Below are 16,334 nucleotides of genomic sequence, written 5' to 3' on the forward strand. Positions count from 1 at the left end.
GTCCCCGGACTGGAGATGTGGGCGGGGCTCGATCTGTCCCCGCGGACATGACGTCGTCACGGGTCCCAGCTGTCCCCGGGGACATGCCGTCGCCATGGACTCGATCTGTCCCCGAGGACATACCGCCGCCGCGGCTTCTACCCGTCCGCGAGGGCCTGCCGGCGTCGATCTCTCGACATGTCCTCGGGGACATGCGAAAGTCGCCTGATCCTGGAGCGCGCTCTTTCCCCAAGGACGGGGCGCCTCCGGCGACGACCGGCGAGCAAGCGGCTCGCCTCGGCCCGCACCTTTTGGCCGCTCGCTGTCGTCGAGCGGTCCGTCGCCCGTCCGAGTCGTCGGCCGAACGCCGGCCAACTCCTACTACTTTGCGGGTCGCTCCCGGTCGCCGCGCTGCTCGCGTCCTTCACCCCGCGACTCGACACATACGGGTCGATGCCCCTCGCCGAGCGGCCGACCCGTCGGTCGGCCCGATTCCTACTACTTTGACAATCGGTCGCCGATCGCTGCGACCGGCTCGCGCCTACGTCGCGACGACCTCGCTGGCGACGGCCACGGCCACGAGCTCGTCCTGCTGCTCGCAGGTCAGCTGCACGGGCGGGAGGGTGCGGTAAAGCTCGGCGATGTCGCGGTGCTCGGGCTCGTCGTTGTAGGCGGCGGCCGGGACGTCGGCGGTGTGGGGCGGGAGCTTGACGAAGTCTGTCTCGAGGGCCAGGTTGAGACGGCCCTCGCAATAGCACGGGTTGTGGCGGTCGACGTGGAAGCAGCGGGGCGCGAGGTAGTCTTCGAGGCGGCGGCGGGCGCGGGTGAGGCGGACGCGGAAGGCGCTCTCCTTGATGCCGAGCAGCTCGGCGGCGGCCGCGGGCGGGAAGCCGAACAGGTCGGTGACGACGAACGACACGCGCACGCCCGGCGGCAGGGCGCCGAGCACCGAGGCGAGGCAGGTGCGCTTGAGCTCCCACAGCAGCACCGACACGCGCGACAGGTCGCCGTCGATCGGCGGCCTGTCGGCGTCGATCGGCTGGGTCTCCTCGCTGCGCAGCAGGTTGTCGAGGATGACGAAGCTGTGCTCGGCCTTGCGTCCGAACGCGCCCTCGATTTCGCGGGCCAGCTTGCCGAGCAGGAAATCGCCGGGGCGTTCCGCGGCCAACAGCGCCTCGCGGTCGAGTCCGCGGATGGCCTCTCGGACATGGACGAATGCCTCGTCGCGCTCGCCGCTCATCACGTAGGCGAATGCGTAGAGGCGCGGGATCGCGGCGCGCACCAGGGTCGCGAGCTCGGTCGTCGGGCTGGACATCGTAGGGGGGGAGTTCATGTCTAGCATCAATCGCGCGGTTTGGGTCGCGCGGCGGTGCTAGCGCAGCCGCGGCTCGAGGGCGGCCCAGAACCTCGCCTGCATGGTCTCGTCGCCGGTGAGGCCGCCGAGGCGATTGATCTCCTGCATCCCGGTCGGGCTGGTCACATTGATCTCGGTGAGGAAGTCGCCGAGCACGTCGATGCCGACGAAGAATTGGCCCCGTTCGCGCAGGAAAGGCCCCAGACGCGCGCAGATCTCCCGGTCTCGGGCGCTGAGCTGGGTCAGCGCCGGGCTGCCGCCTGCATGGAAATTGTTGCGCAGCTCGCCCTCCGCGGGCACCCGCATCACCGCCCCGATCGGCTCGCCGTCCACCAACAAGATACGCTTGTCGCCGTACTTGGCGGCGGGCACAAACTCTTGCGCGATCGTCCAGGTGCGGCCGTCGCGGGTCGCCAGCTCGAACAGCGTGCTGAGGTTGGGATCGTTCTCGCGGGCGATCAGCACCTCGCGTCCGCCGAATCCGAACACCGGCTTGAGGATCATCTGCCCGCCGAGTTCGGCGAGCGCGTCGCGCAGGTCACCGATGTTCCGCAGCAAGAACGTGCGCGGGATGAACTCCGGGAAGTCGAGGATCGCCAGCTTCTCGCTCAGGTCGCGCAGCCCCTGCGGCTGATTGATCACGAGAGTGTGGCTCACCGCTCGGTCGAGGCACCACGTCGCGGTCACGAAGTCGGGGTCGACCGGCGGGTCCTTGCGCATCACCACCACGCGGAAGCTGCCCAGCGCGCGCACCTGCGGATCGCCGGTCGGGGCGAGCGGCGCGCCGGGTTCGTGCAGCCCGAGCGGGTAGGCCCGCGCGACCGCCTCGGCCCCGCGAAGGAGGAGCCCCGACAGCTCGACCGACCACGGCTGATAGCCGCGCCGCAGCGCCTCGGCGATCATCAAGTACGAGCTGTCCTTCTTCGGGTGGATCGTCTCGAGCGGGTCGAGGACGAACAGAACGTCCCCCCGGGCGTGCTTGGCGGTCGGCATGGCCCCAGAATACCCGCTTGGGGGGCGGTGTCGCGCCCGCCGGAAATTTGGAGGTGTATGTCCTACATGCACATACTAGTAGACCCATGGCGGCCGCCCGAAAACCCCGAGCTGCACCCGCGCCCAAGGCGCAATTGCCCGAACCGGCCTGGGCGAAGGTCCAGAAGGTCCAGCTGATCCGGCGAGAGGTCCGCGAGGTGCTGGCGCCGAGCGCCCTCGAGCTGCTGTTCAAGTACGGCGAGCTGGTGATCGAGGCCGGGCCGGAGCTGGGTCGCGGGCGGCGCGCGCCGGGTCAGCGGTTCTACGCGACGGTGATGGTGACGATCGACCTGCGGCGCTGCGCGACCCACTTCCGCGAGCCGGCCGACGTGGCGACCGCCGACAAGCTGGCGGAGCTGATGCTGGGGAGCGCGCGCGTGCGGCAGAAGCTCGTCGCGCTGGCGCGGCCGGAGTTGGCGCGGCTGGCGGGTGTGCCGGCCGCGCAGCTGCACGTGGAGATCGATCATCACGTCCGCAGCGAGGGCACCCGAGTCTTCATCGACGGCGATGCCATGGTATCGCTGGAGGCGGCACGCGAGGCGAGCAAGCGATGAACGAGATCAACGAGACCAGCATCGCCAACGAAGGCCCGTCGGCGCAGTCGGCGTACGCAGTGCGCGACGTGTCGCGCCTGTTCGAGCTGCCCGAGAGCCGCCTGCGCTACTGGGCCCAGACCGGCTTCATCAGCCCGTCGATCCGGGTCCGCGGGCGCACCTTCTACAGCTTCCGCGACCTCATCGCCATCAAGGTCGCCCGCGAGCTGCTCGGCGCCGGCATGCCGCTGCAACGCGTCCGTCGCAGCCTCGACTCGCTGCGCGTCAAGCTGCCCGAGGTCGACCAACCTCTCGCCCGCCTGCGCGTCCGCTGCGAGCACGAGCGCGTGGTCGTCGAAGACCAGACCCACAGCTTCGAGGCCGCGACCGGCCAGGTGCTGCTCGACCTCAACGTGCAGACGCTGCATCAAGAGGTCGCGCAGGTGCTGGCCATGCCGCGCCCGCAAGGCCCGGCCCCCGACCGCAGCGCCTACGAGTGGTTCCTCTACGCCTGCGAGCGCGAGGCCGCGTGGTCCGGCGACGACCCCGACGACCCCGCGTTCACCGAGGCCCGCGAGGCCTACGACCGCGCCCTCGACCTCGACCCCGAGTTCGCCGCGGCCTACACCAACCTCGGCGCGCTGCTGGCCGCCGTCGGCGACCTCGACGGCGCCCGCGACCACTTCGACCAGGCGCTGCGCTGCGACCCCGGTCAGCACGAGGCCCAGGCCAACCTCGCGGCCCTGGCTCTTCGGACAGGTGACCCGGAGACGGCGATCGCCGGCTACCGCCAGCTGCTGCGCGCCGCCCCCGACTCACTCGAGGCCCACTACGGCCTCGCCCGCGCGCTGCTGGCCGTCGGTGGCAAGGGCCAGGCGCTCGCCCACCTCGAGCGCTTCATCGCCGGCGTCGACGGCCTCGCCGTCGCCCAGCAGGCCGGGTCGCTCCGCGAGCGCCGCCAGCACGCGACCCGCGTCGTCGCCGCCCTCCGCCGCGAGCTCGGCACGGGCTGAACGGGAGCGCCATGTCCGACCCGAGGCCGCTGCGCGCCCCCGGACGCGAACGCTGCCTCGAGCGCCTCGTCGACCAACTCGGCGGCGGCGAGCTCGGTCGCACCTTCGGCCTGCGGCGGCTCGGCGGCCTGCCCGACCTCCGCGCCCAGGTCCCCCTGCTCGACGCCCGCGCCCACGCGGCCCGCGTCGACCCGCTGCTCGACCTCGACGGCCCGGCCGACGCCGGCGCGGCCGCCGAGCGCGACGAGGTCGTGCGGGTCTGGCGGACATGGCTCTCGGAGCATGTTCGTTCGAGCATGTCCGAAGGGACACCGCTGCGCGCCGGCCTGCTGCAGGCCCGCCGGGCCGACCCCGCGGTCGACGCGATCGCCGAGGACGACCTCGCCGCGCTCGGCGCCGAGGTCCTGCGGCTGCACGCCCTCGAGGACCCGGCCCACGCGCTCGAGCGCCTGGTCGCGTTCGAACCTGGCCTTTTGGTCAGCCCGAGCGCGGCCGCGTTCGCCTGCCTCGAGGAGCACGCCCGCGGCCCGCTCGAGCGCCGCCTGCCGGGCCTGCGCCTGCTGCTCGCCAGCTTCGACGTGCGCCTGCGCCTGCGCGCCCGCGCCGAGCTGCACTCGGCCGGATGGATCGACCCGCGCGCCGGCCGGCTCGGCCTGCCCTCGCCGCACCCGCCCGCCCGCGGCTTCACCCTGGCCCTGGCCAGCGCGATCGTCGAGCTGCTGCCCCCGGGCGACGACCGCCGCGGCTCGGAGGAAGCGGCCGCGCTGTGGCCCGAGCACGCGATCGTCGGCGAGCGCTACGAGCTCGTGGTGTCCTCGGGGACAGGTTGCCTCCGCCTCCGCACCGGCGAGTTCGTGCGCGTGGTCGGCTTCGACCCGCCGACCGCCCTGGTCCCGTTCCCCCGCCCCCGCGTGGTCCGCCTGCCCGCCCCCGACCCGGCCGTGCCGCTCGCCGGCCTGTCGCTGCCCGGCGCCGAGCTGGCCGCGAGCGTGCGCGCCGCGTTCCGCCCCGAAGACCCGGCCCTGGTGGCGGCGACCGTCCGCCCCGACCCGCAGAGCGTGGCCGACGACGCCTCGCCCGCCGAGTCGCGCCCGAACCACTTCGTCGACACGGAGCTCGGCTCGGCCGATGTCTCGGGGATCCGCCAGCCCCTGCGCGCGACCGGCCTGCACGTCCAGGTCGAGGTCCAGGGCGTCGCCCGAGCCGACTTCCGCGCCCGCCTCGGCCGCTCGATCGACGACGACCTGCTCCGCCGCAGCCCGGCCTACGCCCACCTCCGCGCGCAACGCCAGCTGCGCCCGCCGCGGATCGAGCTGGTCCCCCACGGCGCCTTCAAAGAAGCATGGGACCAGGCCGCCCGCCGCCTCGATCACAAGGTCGCCGGCCCGGTGGTGCGCGTGCTGTCGAGCTAGCTGTTCTTTCGGACATCTTCGGAAGGCCGCGAGGACATGTCCTTTCGGCCACGTCGAGGCCGGCGCATGCGCGCGACCGACGACCTCGCCGCGGCCCGCGTCCGGCGCCCGCCCGCCCCGCCGCAGCGACAGCACGAGCGCCGCCCGCAAACGGCGCTAGATGCCCGGGTCGAGCGACGCGATGGGCGAGCGAGCACCTCCGACGAGCGGACAGACGGACGACGACGCCCCGGCGCCCCGCGGCCACCCCGGAACGGCCGGGACCACGCTGCTCGCCCTCGGCGTGGTGTTCGGCGACATCGGCACCAGCCCGCTGTACGCGCTCAAGGAGTGCATCCATCCGGCCCACGGCCTCGCGCTCACGCCGGAGACCGTGCTCGGCATCCTCTCGCTGGTGTTCTGGGCGCTGATCCTGGTCGTCACGATCAAGTACCTCACGGTCATCCTGCGCGCCGACAACGGCGGCGAGGGCGGCATCCTGGCCCTGCTCGCCCTCGTGCCGGAGCGGCTGCGCGCGGTCGGCTCGCCGCAGCTCGGCTGGGTCGCCGCGCTCGGCCTGTTCGGCGCCGCCCTGCTCTACGGCGACGGCGTCATCACCCCGGCGATCTCGGTGCTCAGCGCCGTCGAGGGCCTGGGGCTCGCCACCGAGGCGCTCGCGCACGCGGTGCTCCCGCTGACCTGCGTCATCCTGCTGGCCCTGTTCGCGGTGCAGCGGCGCGGCACCGCCGGCATCGTCCGCGTGTTCGGGCCGATCATGGCCGCGTGGTTCGCCACCATCGGCGGCCTGGGCCTCGTCCACGTCACGCGCAACCCGATGGTCCTCGCCGCGGTGAACCCCTGGCACGGCCTGCGCTTCTTCGCGGACCACGGCCTCCACGGCTTCACCATCCTGGGCTCGGTGGTCCTGGTGATCACCGGCGCCGAGGCGCTCTACGCCGACATGGGACACTTCGGCCGGCGACCGATCCGCCTCGCCTGGTACTGCCTCGCCCTGCCCGGCCTCGTCCTCAACTACTTCGGCCAGGGCGCCAACCTGCTGCTCCACCCCGACGCGGTCGCCAACCCGTTCTTCGCCTGGTGCCGCGCGGCGCGGCCACCTACGCGCTCGTCGCCCTCGCCACCACCGCGACGGTGATCGCGTCGCAGGCCCTGATCTCCGGCGCGTTCTCCCTCACCCGCCAGGCGGTGCAGCTGGGTTACCTGCCGCGCATGCAGATCCAGCACACCTCGAGCGAGACGGTCGGCCAGATCTACGTGCCCGCCGTCAACTGGGCGCTGGCGCTCGGCTGCATCGCCCTGGTGCTCGGCTTCCGCGGCTCTTCCGGGCTCGCGGCCGCGTACGGGGTCGCGGTCACCGGCAGCATGGCGATCACCTCGGTGCTGTTCTACGTGGTCGCGCGCCACGCCCTCGGCTGGCCGGTCGCCAGGGCGCTGCCGCTGCTCGTCCTGTTCCTCGGCGTCGACCTGCTGTTCCTCGGCGCCAACCTGTTCAAGCTGCTCGACGGCGGCTACATCCCGCTGCTCGTCGGCGCCGCGCTGTTCACGGTGATGGCGGTGTGGAAGCGCGGGCGGGCGCTGCTGGCCCTGGCCTTCCGCAACCTGATGATCCCGCTCGCGCAGTTCGAGCGGAAGACCCACCTCGCCGGCCGCGGCCTCACGCGCGTCCCCGGCACCGCGGTGTTCCTCACCTCGAACTCCGAGGACACGCCGCCGATGCTGAGCCACCACGTGCGCCACAACAAGGCGCTGCAGCGCAGCGTCGTGCTGCTCACGGTGATCACCGAGCGAGTGCCGCGCGTCGGCGCCGGCCTGCGCGTCTACGTGACGGAGCTCGGGCCGCGCTTCTATCGCGTCATCATCCGCTCCGGCTTCATGCAGGGCACCTGCGTGCCGGCGCTGCTCCACCGCGCGGCCCGCTCGGGCCTGCTCGACGTCGACCTCGACGACCTCACCTACTACCTCGGCCGCGAGAACCTCCTCGCCACCGAGGCGGGCAACATGGGCCGCTGGGCCGAGGGCCTGTTCGGCTTCATGATGCGCAACGCCAGGTCGGCGGCCGCGTACTTCGACCTGCCGGCGGAGCAGGTCGTGGAGCTCGGGATCCAGATCGATCTGTGACGCGGAGCGCGGAGCCCTCGCAGGCCGCAGCTCACGCGTCGCGCACCGCTGCGAGATCCGCGTACAGGCGCTTCGCGTCCGGGGCGAGCATCGGCTCGCTGCTGAGGGCCGTCAATCGTGCCAGCACCGCCAGGATCCGCTCGTACAGCGCCGCGTCGATCGGCGCGTGCTTCCAGCGCACCTCGCCGACCCAGTCCGAGAACAGCCCGAGGGTGCTCTGCAGGTCGCGGCGGCTCTCCTCTGCCGCGAGGGCCGCGGCCAGCTCCTCGAGCAACACCACCGCGGCGGACAGCTCGGGGCACGTCTCGATGAGGTTGGCAAAGCGCCGGTGCGGCCCGGGGGTCTTCGCTCGGCTCGTCTTTTTCGCCATGCGCCGCGACGACAGCCGTTTTGCCGCCCGAACGCAAGCGCGTGGAATTCGACATCCTGGCCCATCGGACATGCTTCTAAACACATGACCGATGGGGCTATGAACAAACAGCGACGGCGCGCCGCCTCGAGGGCCGGCGCGCCGCCGTTCATTCACGCCCGGGTCAGGACTGCGGCTTCTGCTTTGCCATCTCGGCCTTCATGCGCTCGGCCATCTGCTCGGGGCTCACGTCCTCTTTGTGGGTCGCGACGCCCCAGGCCATCCCGGCGGGGTCGAGGAGCATGCCGTAGCGGTCGCCCCAGAACATGTCGCCGATGGGCATGAGCGGCTTGGCGCCGGCCGACTGGGCCTTGGCGAACACCGCGTCGGCGTCGGTCACGTAGTAGTGGAACGACACCGGGGTGCCCTTGTAGTCGGCGATCGACTTGTTGCCCATCTCGGGGAAGCCGTCGGACAGCATGACGACGCTGTCGCCGAACACGAGCTCGGCGTGCATGATCTTCTTGCCGTCCTGCGACATCATGCGCGACTTCTCGGTCGCGCCGAACGCGTTCTTGTAGAACTCGATCGCCGCGTTGGCGTCGGCGACCGCGAAGCTCGGCGTGATCGTGTGGTACTCCTTCGACACCTTCTCGGCGGCCGGGGTGCCGGCGATCTTCTTCCAGGCCGGCGGCGTGCCCTTCTTCGGCTTCTTCTTCGTCGGCGCGAAGGCGATCTTGGCGCGCTCCGCCATCTGCTCCGGGGTCAGGTCCTCGATGTGCGTGGCGACCTCCCAGCGGTGGCCGAACGGGTCGGTGACCTCGCCCCAGCGGTCGCCCCAGAACTGGTCCTCCGCGGGCATCGTCACCTTCGCGCCGCCGGCCGCCAGAGTGGCGATCGTGGCGTCGACGTCGGGCGAGTAGATGAGCAGCGGCGCCGGCGAGCCGCCGAGGGTCAGCGGGCTCTTCATGTCGCCCGACTCCTCGTCGATCATCAGGATCGAATCGCCGATCTTGACCTCGGCGTGGACCGACTTGCCGCCCTCGCCGGGGATCGCCATCACCTTGGTGGCGCCGAGGTTCTTGGTATAGAAGTCGACCGCCTCGTCGACGCCCTTGACGACGATCTGCGGGGTGATCGCATGGAAGCCCTCGGGGATCGGCTTGACCTCGGGCTTCGGCGGCTCCGGTGCCGGCGCCGGCGGAGCCGAGGCCGTCGGCTCCGGCGTGGCGGTGTCGGTCTTCGGGGAATTGCTGCACGCCAGGGGGAGGAGCGTCAGCGCGATGAACAGGACTGAGGGGTGGGTCTTGGTCATGGGGTGGGGAACCTTGCAAAGCAGAGCGAAAATGTCCAGCGGCCTGATCCGTGTTCTGCTCCCTACACTGCATAATTCCGCCCAAACCCCAGGCGATGGGGGCTGAATTTCCCACGCATGTTCGGCCGATTGACAAGAGCGTGAAGTCCTGACTCTCACGACCGCCGACCCATCCCGCCAAATTTTTAGACCAGACGCGAGAACATGTTCCATCGAACATGGCCTCACCATGGATGGCCTTTTGGACAGGTCGTGGCAGATCTCGCACAGCGATGAACGCGAGGATCGCCGCCGCGGTGAATATGCATAGTGAGACGAGCGCGACGCGAGCATTTGGTCGCTCTCTCCTTCGACCCGATCCCGCGACGAGAGCCGAGCGACGGACCACGACGAGTCCAACCCTTCATGCGCCCTCGAGTCCCGCCACGCGCGAGTGGCACCGCTCGTCGAACGCACCTGGATGGTCCCGAGGGTCTTCACGCGCCGGCCCCGGCGGACCTCACGCGCGAACGCGCGAGGTTGCGACCTTGCGGGCTCATGCGCATCCCGAGGCGCGATGCCTCGGCTTGACGCCTGCGCGCGCAGCGACGTAGCGTCACCGTGGAGGCTCCTCTTGCAGCGCAGCTCGACGCGTCCGTTCCTCTCTTTCAGCACCCTCGCGCTCGTCCTCGTCGGCTGCAGCGACCCCGGCGGCCGCGACTCGAGCAGCGAGACGTCGGGCATCACCTCGGTCGGCAGCAACAGCAACCCGACGACTGTGAGCACCACAGTGTCGCCGCCGACCACCGGGGGCGACACCGAGTCGACCGCCGGCGGGACCAGCTCCACCAGCGACGCCACGCCGACCACCGACGGCGTCCACACCAAGCTCGACATCGGCGGCCTGCCCGACTTCGGCGACGACACCGGCGACCCCGAGCCGCTGCCGCTCACGTGCGAGAACATCGCCATGCAGGCCGCCACCAGCGTCGGCTGCGAGTTCTGGGGCGTCGACCTGCCGATGCTGCAGTACAACGAGATGGCCTACGGCATCAGCGTCGGCAACATGTCCGAAGAGCCAGCCATGGTCACCATCGAGGACCTGCGCGGCCCGAACGACACCCTGCGGGTCGTCACGCAGTTCGAGGTCGCGCCCAAGCAGAGCCAGCTCGTCAAGATCAACGGCCTGGACGGCGTGATCGGCGGCGACCACAAGGTCGCGGCCCAGGGCATCACCCCGGCGGCGGCGTTCCGCGTCACCTCGACGGTCCCGGTCACGGCCATGCAGATCAACCCGGTCGGCGGCGGCCCCTCGCACGTCGCCGAGGCCAGCCTGCTGCTGCCGCGCCAGGCGCTGGCGACCTCACACTTCGCCACCGCGTACGCGTGGTCCTACGGCACGTGGACGGTGGTCGTCGCGGTCGAGGACGGCACCACGATCACCACCTCGACCGGCGACGCCGCGCTCGACGCCTTCGACGCCTGGACGTTCGTGCCGAACGACGACACCCACGCCTTCTTCGTCGGCTCCGACAAGCCAGTGGCCGTGTTCTCGGGCACCGACTGCGTGCTGATCCCCGGCGACCCGTGGTTCGCGTGCGACCACCTCGAGGAGCAGATGGTCCCGCTGGCCTCGTGGGGCACCAGCTACGTCGGCGCCCGTCACCCGCAGCGCGTGCCCGACATCAACCCGACGCCCGAGGAGGTGCGCTGGCGGATCGTCAGCGCGGTCGACGGCACGACCGTGAATTTGCAGCCGCCGCAGCCCGGCGTCGGCGGGATGATCAACATCGCCCAGGCCGGCCAGATCGTCGAGTTCGCCAGCACGGAGAGCTTCGTCGCCACCGGCGACCAGCCGTTCATGCTCATGCAATTCATGACCGGCTGCTACAACGTGATCAAGAACACCGGCTCGCCCAACAATTGCAGCCAGGGCCCGACCGGCGACCCGTACATGATCCAGGTGCCGCCGATCGAGCAATGGATGACGGCGCTGCCGTTCCTCACCGACACCTCGTACCCGCGAGACTTCGCCATCCTGATGCGCGAGGCCGGCACCACCATCGAGCTCGCCTGCCTCGGCGTGGTCCCCGACGACCACTTCACGCCGATCGCCGGCACCAACTACGAGGTCGGCTACGTCGAGCTCGACGACAACAGCGGCGAGGGCACCTGCGTCGACGGGGCCCACTTCATCAGCGCCGACGCCCCGATCGGCGTGATGGTCGCCGGCCTCGACTGGGCCACCTCCTACGGCTACCCCGGCGGCCTCAACTTCAAGGCGCTGTGGGTCCCCCCGACCGAGCCGCCAGGCTGAGGCTCTCTTCGAGAACCATGGGTCCCGCAGGACGTGCCGCGGCGCATTGTCGTCACATGTCCTTGTAGACATCCCATGTGCAGCGGGCGCGAACGACCGCATCGACCACTTCGGCGCTTCGGTCAACACCGCCGCCCGCGTGCAGGCCCTCGCGGACGGCCACGAGGTCGCCCTCGGCCCGGCGACGCTCGAGCTCGTCGAGGTCCGCGGGGCTCGGACCGGACCGGGCTATCTGCCCGGCCGCCACGAGCTCACGTTCGTCCACGTGCCCTCGCCGGCCTGAGTTTTTCAAATAACATGTCTCTTCGGTCATGCCCTCGGGGAGGCATGTGCCAATCCGCATATCTCTCGGGCGATCTCGAGCGAGCCGGCGTCTCCGGCGGCGCCGCGGCGAACGCCTCGCCGCGGCGGGCGGCACAGCAGAAATGCCTCTCGAGGTGCTCGCCGCAGTTTGTCGACTATGTTGATTCGTTGCAGCTTATGCTACGAATGACCCTCGTACCTCGTCTCGTCCTCGCGCTCTTGGCGGCCGCCTGCGGCTCGGAACCGGCGGCGCGCGCCGGCGAAGTCGCGCTCACGGAGCCTGACGGCGCCGAGGAGGCGCTCGCGGCGGACGTGCTCGACTCGTGCGCCACGCCGCAATTCGCCGACGGCGTGGGCCCCGGCACTCTGGTCCGCTGCGAGGGCGAGCTCGCCGATTCGTTCTTCTATTTCGACCAGTGTCGGTTCACCTGCGGCAACCCGGTGAAGAAGCCCGTCGAGCCGGTCGCCTTCCCCGGGGGCGACGAGGTCGGCGCGTGCTGCGAAGCGGGGGCGTCGTCCGAGGCCCTGGAGGCCTCCTGCAAGAGCGACTGCGCCCACGGAGCCTGCCTCGGCGCCATCCTTCGCTTCGAGGAGCTGATCGCCGACCCCGCGACCACGGCCCCCTGCGGCGTCCTCGCCGGCTGCAAGGCCCGCGTGATCGAGTCGCTCACCCACTACAAAAATTACGTCGCCGCCCACTTCGACGCCTGCGTCGACGCAGTCGTCCACGACAAGCTATTCACCCTCGGCGAGCCCCCGTGCGGCCCCTTCGCCGGCTGCCTCAAGACCGGCAGCCTCGAGCTGCATTGCAAGATCCACGAGGTCCGGGAGGACATCGTCCTCGAGGAGGTGTGCGAGGAGGCGCTGAATCAGCCGCCCGGGCCATGACATGCGCCAAAGGACATGCCCTTTCGAGCATGCCCTTTCTTACATCTCAGAGCGAGACGCCGAGCACGAAGCCCGGCCAGATCCGGATCTCGTGCGGATCGATCGGCGCGCGGGCGACCACCCAGCCGTAGCCCATGCGCTGGCGCCCGCCCTCGAAGTCGATGTCGAGGTTGAGGGTCGGGCCGCCCCACACCGCGAACCGGCGGTTCTCCTGCCAGCCGAACATCAGGCGCAGGGTATTCAGGAGCGACGGGTTGCTGCGGAACCGGAACTGCGGCTGGGCCCAGTAGGTGCCGAGGTCGATGTCGAGGTAGAAGCGCCGCTTGATCGGGATGTGGCCGCCGAAGCCGACGCCCGACATGAAGCCGCGGCCCTCGCCCGCCGGGTGCAGGCCGATCGCCAGGAACGAATAGGTGTACTTGGCGCGGAACTTGACCGCGAGGTTGAGCGCCGCGACGTCGCTGGTCCAGATGTCGGCGTAGATGCCGCCCTTGCGGGTGATGTTGAGGACGCCGACCTGAGCGTCGGCCTCGTCGGCGTAGTTGATCACGCCGACCTGCGCGCCGCGGACCTTGCCGGCGGCGACGTCGATGACGCCGATCTGGGCGCCGCTGACGTCGCGGGTGGCCGTGACCGGAGCGATCTGGATGCCGGAGATCGATCGGGCCCAGTTGACGCCGGCGGCCGCCTGGATCCCGCGCATGTGGCCGCCGACGACGTTGACGCCGGCGGCCGCCTGGACCCCGCGCAGGTTGCCGCGGGCGACGTTGACGCCGGCGGCCGCCTGCACGCCGGAGGCGTCGCCGCCGACGCTGTTTAAGCCGGCCGCGCCCTGGACCCCGTGCAGGCTGCCGCGGACGATGTTGACCCCGGCGGTCGACTGGAAGCCGTGGACGTCACCGCCGACGTAGTTGGCCCCCGCCGACAGCTGGACCCCGCGCACCTTCTCGTCGACCCAGTTGCCGCCGGCCGACAGCTCGATCCCGTCGATCACCGCCGCGCGGCCGAGGATGAAGTTGAGCGAGAACTTGTTGATGACCTTCTGCGTCTTCTCGATCTTGTTGGTCGTCACCGGGTAGACGAGGCCGAGCTGGACCGGGAGCACGCGGTACTGCGACGGATCGATCGGGGCCGCCTCGCCGCGCATGGTGGTCGCCTCGGCGCCGACCGGCGACAGCTCCGCGCGCGTCACTTCGTTCTGCACGCCCGGCCGCACGTCGACGGAGCCGCGCCACATCTTCTGGCCGTCGTCGATGACGATCGAGTAGCGCCCCGGCTCGAGCGCCAGCGACACCGCGCCGGCGCCGACGCCCTTGTACAGCTCGGCCGCGAGCCGGCCCTCGGCGTCGCGCACGTAGACGCGCCCGCCGATGCTCGAGTGGATGTCGAGCGTCGCCGAGGTCTCGCGCAGGTCGGTCATCACCAGGTCGCCGGTGCCGACCAGCTGGATGTCGTAGACCGGGTGCTGCGCGCGCCCGAGAGTGGTCTCGGTGCCCTTCAGCGTCTCGTCGAAGGCGAAGCGGTAGGCCTCGTGCAGGGTGACGCGGCGGTCGCGGTTGACGTCGGCCGCCCCGCGCAGCCCCGACACCAGATAATGCGTGAAGTAGGACCCGCCGATCCGGTCCGACTCCTGCGCCGCCTCCTCCGCCGAGCTCGACGTCAAGAACGCGTGGCCCTGGATGTTCGCGTCGCCGGTCGACAGCGGCGGCCGCATCTTGCCGCCCTTGAGCCGCACGAACGCGCCCGACGAGCACGAGTCGAGCATGCCGAGCCGGACCTGGGCGTCGACCGCGTGGATCAGGCCGCGCAGCTTGGGGTAGTCGATCTGCGACGTCCCGAGGTGGACCCCGCGGTCGTCGGCGTGCCCGGAGTAATAGAACAGGAACTGCACCCGCTCGCCGGCGGCCCGCGCCCTGGCGACGCGGTCCTGGGCCCAGCGGAAGCCGTCGAGGAACTGCGTGGGGTTCGGATCGATCAGCACGAAGGCGTCGCGGCGATCGATGCCGCCGACGTCCGCGAGCACCCGCGACAGCGCCTTGGCGTCGCTGCCCGCGTAGCGCAGCTTGACCCGGCCGGGCCCGCCGTCGTTGGCGCCGACGATCAGCGCCACCCGCCGGGTCTGCGGCTGCGGCACCGGCACCGCCGCTGCGTCGTCGTACACCGGCTCGCGCGGGGCGACGGTCGAGGTGTTCAGGGCGAGCGCGGCGAGCGTGGTCAGCGTGATCATGGCGACACCTTCTCGACCAGGAACGAGGACTGGGCCCAGCCCGCCGGCAACGCCAGCGGCCGCGTCGTCGCGTCGGCGAACGGCGCCAACATCTTGAGCGCCGCGACCACCCGCGACGCGTCGAGCGGCGCGTCCGCGGTCACGAACACGAACCGCTCGAAGTTCGGCGCCTCGTCGAGCTCGTAGGCCTGCGCCAGCCGGACCGCCCCGCCCTGGCGCAGCGCCGTCGAGCCGCCGACGTCCGCCGGGAAGTGCAAGGTCACCACACCCGCGCCGTCGAGCGAGGCCACCACCCCGTGCGTCGCCCCGGCCGCGACGTAGCTGACCTGAAGGACATCTCCGGCCCCGGCCCGCGCCGGCGCGCGCAGCTGCTCCGCCGCCTCGCCGACCTGGCGGTGGAGCACCAGATGCGAGGCCAGGCCCTTGACCCGCACACCGTCGGCGGATTCCCCGTTGGACATGTCCCCGAGGACAGACGGCTCTCCTGTCGGCGCGTCCGGGTCGCCGGGCCGCAGCATCACGACCGCGACCGCCGCGGCCGCGACCGCCGTCGGCAGGCCGAACCACCACGCGTGGTTGTGCTGGCGATGGGCGCGGGCCTCGGCCATCCGCTGGTCGACCCGGCGCCCGACCTCTGCGGCCACCGCCGCGGCCGGGTGCGCGGTCAGGATCGCCGCGTTCGAGGCCCGCAGCGCCGCCAGCTCGGCCTCGTCGATCGCCCCCGCGCGCTCGCCGGCCGCGATCTCCTCGACGTGCAGCGCCGGTCGCTTCCTCGTGCCCGTGTCGCTCATGCGGCCCCCTCTCGCGCCATCACGCCGGCGCGCAGCGTCCGGAGCCGCTTGCGGACCCCCGAGACCGAGAGGCCGACGCTCTCTGCGACCTCCTCGAGCGTCATCCCGTCGACGAGGTGCATCACCGCCATGGTGCCGGTCGACACCGGCTCGCGCGCGAACAGCCGGTCGAGCACGACCCGCGCCACGCCGCGCGACTCGGCGTCGTCGTGCGCGGCGAGCTGCGCCAGCAGCTCCGACTGCGGGTCCTCGGGCCGGCGCTTGCGCGAGCGGATCTTGTTGAGGCACACGTTGGTGGCGATCCGCCACAACAGGCTGCACGCGCCCTTGTCGACCAGGCGCTCGCGGTGCACCAGAAGTTGTACGAAGACATCGTGCATGGCATCCACCGCCTGCTGCTCGTCTCGCAGCAAGCTCCGGCAGCGGCGCAGGACCATCGGTCCGTGGCGCTTGTAGGTCTCCTCGACGTCGATGGCCATCAGCCCCCGCTCGCCTCGACCCTCCAACACCGACCGCGGCCGTGCCTGTCACTGCACCCGCGATTTTTTTTTGCCCGCCCGCGCGAAGCCGCGCCGAGGTCGCCGCCCGCGCCGGGGTCGCCGCCCGCGCCTCCGGGCCCGCTCAGGGTCGCCCCTGTGAGGGACCGCCCTGCACCTCCGGTCGCGGCGCGCGGCATGGCGGGATGATTGTCCAGGCGCACGCCGCCTCGCAAGGGCGACGCAGG

Annotated in this window: 13 protein-coding genes and 1 pseudogene; 7 read left to right on the top strand and 7 right to left on the bottom strand. The window is 71.3% G+C overall.

What is annotated here, in order from left to right:
* Positions 1-520: 520 nt before the first annotated feature.
* The gene (locus O0S08_RS44625; RefSeq protein WP_269035612.1) at positions 521-1,312 is read right to left on the bottom strand and encodes a sigma factor-like helix-turn-helix DNA-binding protein; all 792 of its coding nucleotides are present in this window, start codon (positions 1,310-1,312) and stop codon (positions 521-523) included.
* Positions 1,313-1,351: 39 nt separating this feature from the next.
* On the bottom strand, positions 1,352-2,326 hold the full coding sequence (gene gshB / locus O0S08_RS44630) for a glutathione synthase (RefSeq protein ID WP_269035613.1): 975 nt from the start codon (positions 2,324-2,326) through the stop codon (positions 1,352-1,354).
* A gap of 86 nt (positions 2,327-2,412) precedes the next feature.
* Between gshB and O0S08_RS44635 the strand changes: the two genes are divergently transcribed.
* From O0S08_RS44635 to O0S08_RS44650, 4 genes and pseudogenes are all read left to right on the top strand, one after another.
* Positions 2,413-2,919 (top strand): hypothetical protein, encoded by a 507-nt coding sequence (locus tag O0S08_RS44635; RefSeq protein WP_269035614.1) that lies wholly within the window; start codon positions 2,413-2,415, stop codon positions 2,917-2,919.
* Positions 2,916-3,911 carry a helix-turn-helix domain-containing protein gene (locus tag O0S08_RS44640; RefSeq protein ID WP_269035615.1) on the top strand — a complete coding sequence of 332 codons (996 nt, stop codon included), beginning with the start codon at positions 2,916-2,918 and terminating at the stop codon, positions 3,909-3,911. The genes O0S08_RS44635 and O0S08_RS44640 overlap by 4 nt, the downstream gene beginning before the upstream one ends.
* Before the next feature lie 11 nt (positions 3,912-3,922).
* The gene (locus O0S08_RS44645) at positions 3,923-5,323 is read left to right on the top strand and encodes a GH3 domain-containing protein (RefSeq protein WP_269035616.1); all 1,401 of its coding nucleotides are present in this window, start codon (positions 3,923-3,925) and stop codon (positions 5,321-5,323) included.
* A 160-nt stretch (positions 5,324-5,483) separates the two neighbouring features.
* Positions 5,484-7,441 (top strand): annotated as a pseudogene (locus O0S08_RS44650) (potassium transporter Kup).
* Positions 7,442-7,472: 31 nt separating this feature from the next.
* Here O0S08_RS44650 and O0S08_RS44655 read toward each other — a convergent pair.
* Complete coding sequence (locus tag O0S08_RS44655) at positions 7,473-7,811, bottom strand: hypothetical protein (protein ID WP_269035617.1); 339 nt, start codon at positions 7,809-7,811, stop codon at positions 7,473-7,475.
* Between the two features lie 163 nt (positions 7,812-7,974).
* The gene (locus O0S08_RS44660) at positions 7,975-9,105 is read right to left on the bottom strand and encodes a VOC family protein (RefSeq protein WP_269035618.1); all 1,131 of its coding nucleotides are present in this window, start codon (positions 9,103-9,105) and stop codon (positions 7,975-7,977) included.
* A 613-nt stretch (positions 9,106-9,718) separates the two neighbouring features.
* Between O0S08_RS44660 and O0S08_RS44665 the strand changes: the two genes are divergently transcribed.
* The 3 genes from O0S08_RS44665 to O0S08_RS44675 all read left to right on the top strand — a co-directional run bounded on the left by O0S08_RS44665 (position 9,719) and on the right by O0S08_RS44675 (position 12,592).
* A complete protein-coding gene (locus O0S08_RS44665; protein WP_269035619.1) occupies positions 9,719-11,401 on the top strand; it encodes an IgGFc-binding protein in 1,683 nt (560 codons plus the stop codon).
* Between the two features lie 139 nt (positions 11,402-11,540).
* On the top strand, positions 11,541-11,684 hold the full coding sequence (locus O0S08_RS44670) for a hypothetical protein (RefSeq protein WP_269035620.1): 144 nt from the start codon (positions 11,541-11,543) through the stop codon (positions 11,682-11,684).
* 206 nt (positions 11,685-11,890) lie between these two features.
* Positions 11,891-12,592, top strand: a complete 702-nt coding sequence (locus O0S08_RS44675; RefSeq protein ID WP_269035621.1) for a hypothetical protein — start codon at positions 11,891-11,893, stop codon at positions 12,590-12,592.
* A 46-nt stretch (positions 12,593-12,638) separates the two neighbouring features.
* Here O0S08_RS44675 and O0S08_RS44680 read toward each other — a convergent pair whose 3' ends face one another.
* The 3 genes from O0S08_RS44680 to O0S08_RS44690 are packed head-to-tail and all read right to left on the bottom strand — an operon-like array spanning position 12,639 to position 16,089.
* Complete coding sequence (locus O0S08_RS44680) at positions 12,639-14,819, bottom strand: caspase family protein (protein ID WP_269035622.1); 2,181 nt, start codon at positions 14,817-14,819, stop codon at positions 12,639-12,641.
* Positions 14,816-15,610: a hypothetical protein gene (locus O0S08_RS44685; RefSeq protein ID WP_269035624.1), complete on the bottom strand. Its 795-nt coding sequence runs from the start codon at positions 15,608-15,610 to the stop codon at positions 14,816-14,818. Before O0S08_RS44685 ends, O0S08_RS44680 begins: the two co-directional genes overlap by 4 nt.
* Positions 15,607-16,089: an RNA polymerase sigma factor gene (locus tag O0S08_RS44690; protein WP_269035625.1), complete on the bottom strand. Its 483-nt coding sequence runs from the start codon at positions 16,087-16,089 to the stop codon at positions 15,607-15,609. The genes O0S08_RS44685 and O0S08_RS44690 overlap by 4 nt, the downstream gene beginning before the upstream one ends.
* Between the last annotated feature and the right edge of the window lie 245 nt (positions 16,090-16,334).

Source organism: Nannocystis punicea (genome assembly GCF_026965555.1).
GTDB classification, from domain to species: Bacteria; Myxococcota_A; Polyangia; order Nannocystales; family Nannocystaceae; genus Nannocystis; species Nannocystis punicea.

Bases quoted from the DNA above. Each gene is read 5' to 3' on its own strand.
- O0S08_RS44625 (WP_269035612.1), bottom strand. From the start codon at position 1,312: ATGAACTCCCCCCCTACGATGTCCAGCCCGACGACCGAGCTCGCGACC.
- gshB (WP_269035613.1), bottom strand. From the start codon at position 2,326: ATGCCGACCGCCAAGCACGCCCGGGGGGACGTTCTGTTCGTCCTCGAC.
- O0S08_RS44635 (WP_269035614.1), top strand. From the start codon at position 2,413: ATGGCGGCCGCCCGAAAACCCCGAGCTGCACCCGCGCCCAAGGCGCAA.
- O0S08_RS44640 (WP_269035615.1), top strand. From the start codon at position 2,916: ATGAACGAGATCAACGAGACCAGCATCGCCAACGAAGGCCCGTCGGCG.
- O0S08_RS44645 (WP_269035616.1), top strand. From the start codon at position 3,923: ATGTCCGACCCGAGGCCGCTGCGCGCCCCCGGACGCGAACGCTGCCTC.
- O0S08_RS44655 (WP_269035617.1), bottom strand. From the start codon at position 7,811: ATGGCGAAAAAGACGAGCCGAGCGAAGACCCCCGGGCCGCACCGGCGC.
- O0S08_RS44660 (WP_269035618.1), bottom strand. From the start codon at position 9,105: ATGACCAAGACCCACCCCTCAGTCCTGTTCATCGCGCTGACGCTCCTC.
- O0S08_RS44675 (WP_269035621.1), top strand. From the start codon at position 11,891: ATGACCCTCGTACCTCGTCTCGTCCTCGCGCTCTTGGCGGCCGCCTGC.
- O0S08_RS44680 (WP_269035622.1), bottom strand. From the start codon at position 14,819: ATGATCACGCTGACCACGCTCGCCGCGCTCGCCCTGAACACCTCGACC.
- O0S08_RS44685 (WP_269035624.1), bottom strand. From the start codon at position 15,610: ATGAGCGACACGGGCACGAGGAAGCGACCGGCGCTGCACGTCGAGGAG.
- O0S08_RS44690 (WP_269035625.1), bottom strand. From the start codon at position 16,089: ATGGCCATCGACGTCGAGGAGACCTACAAGCGCCACGGACCGATGGTC.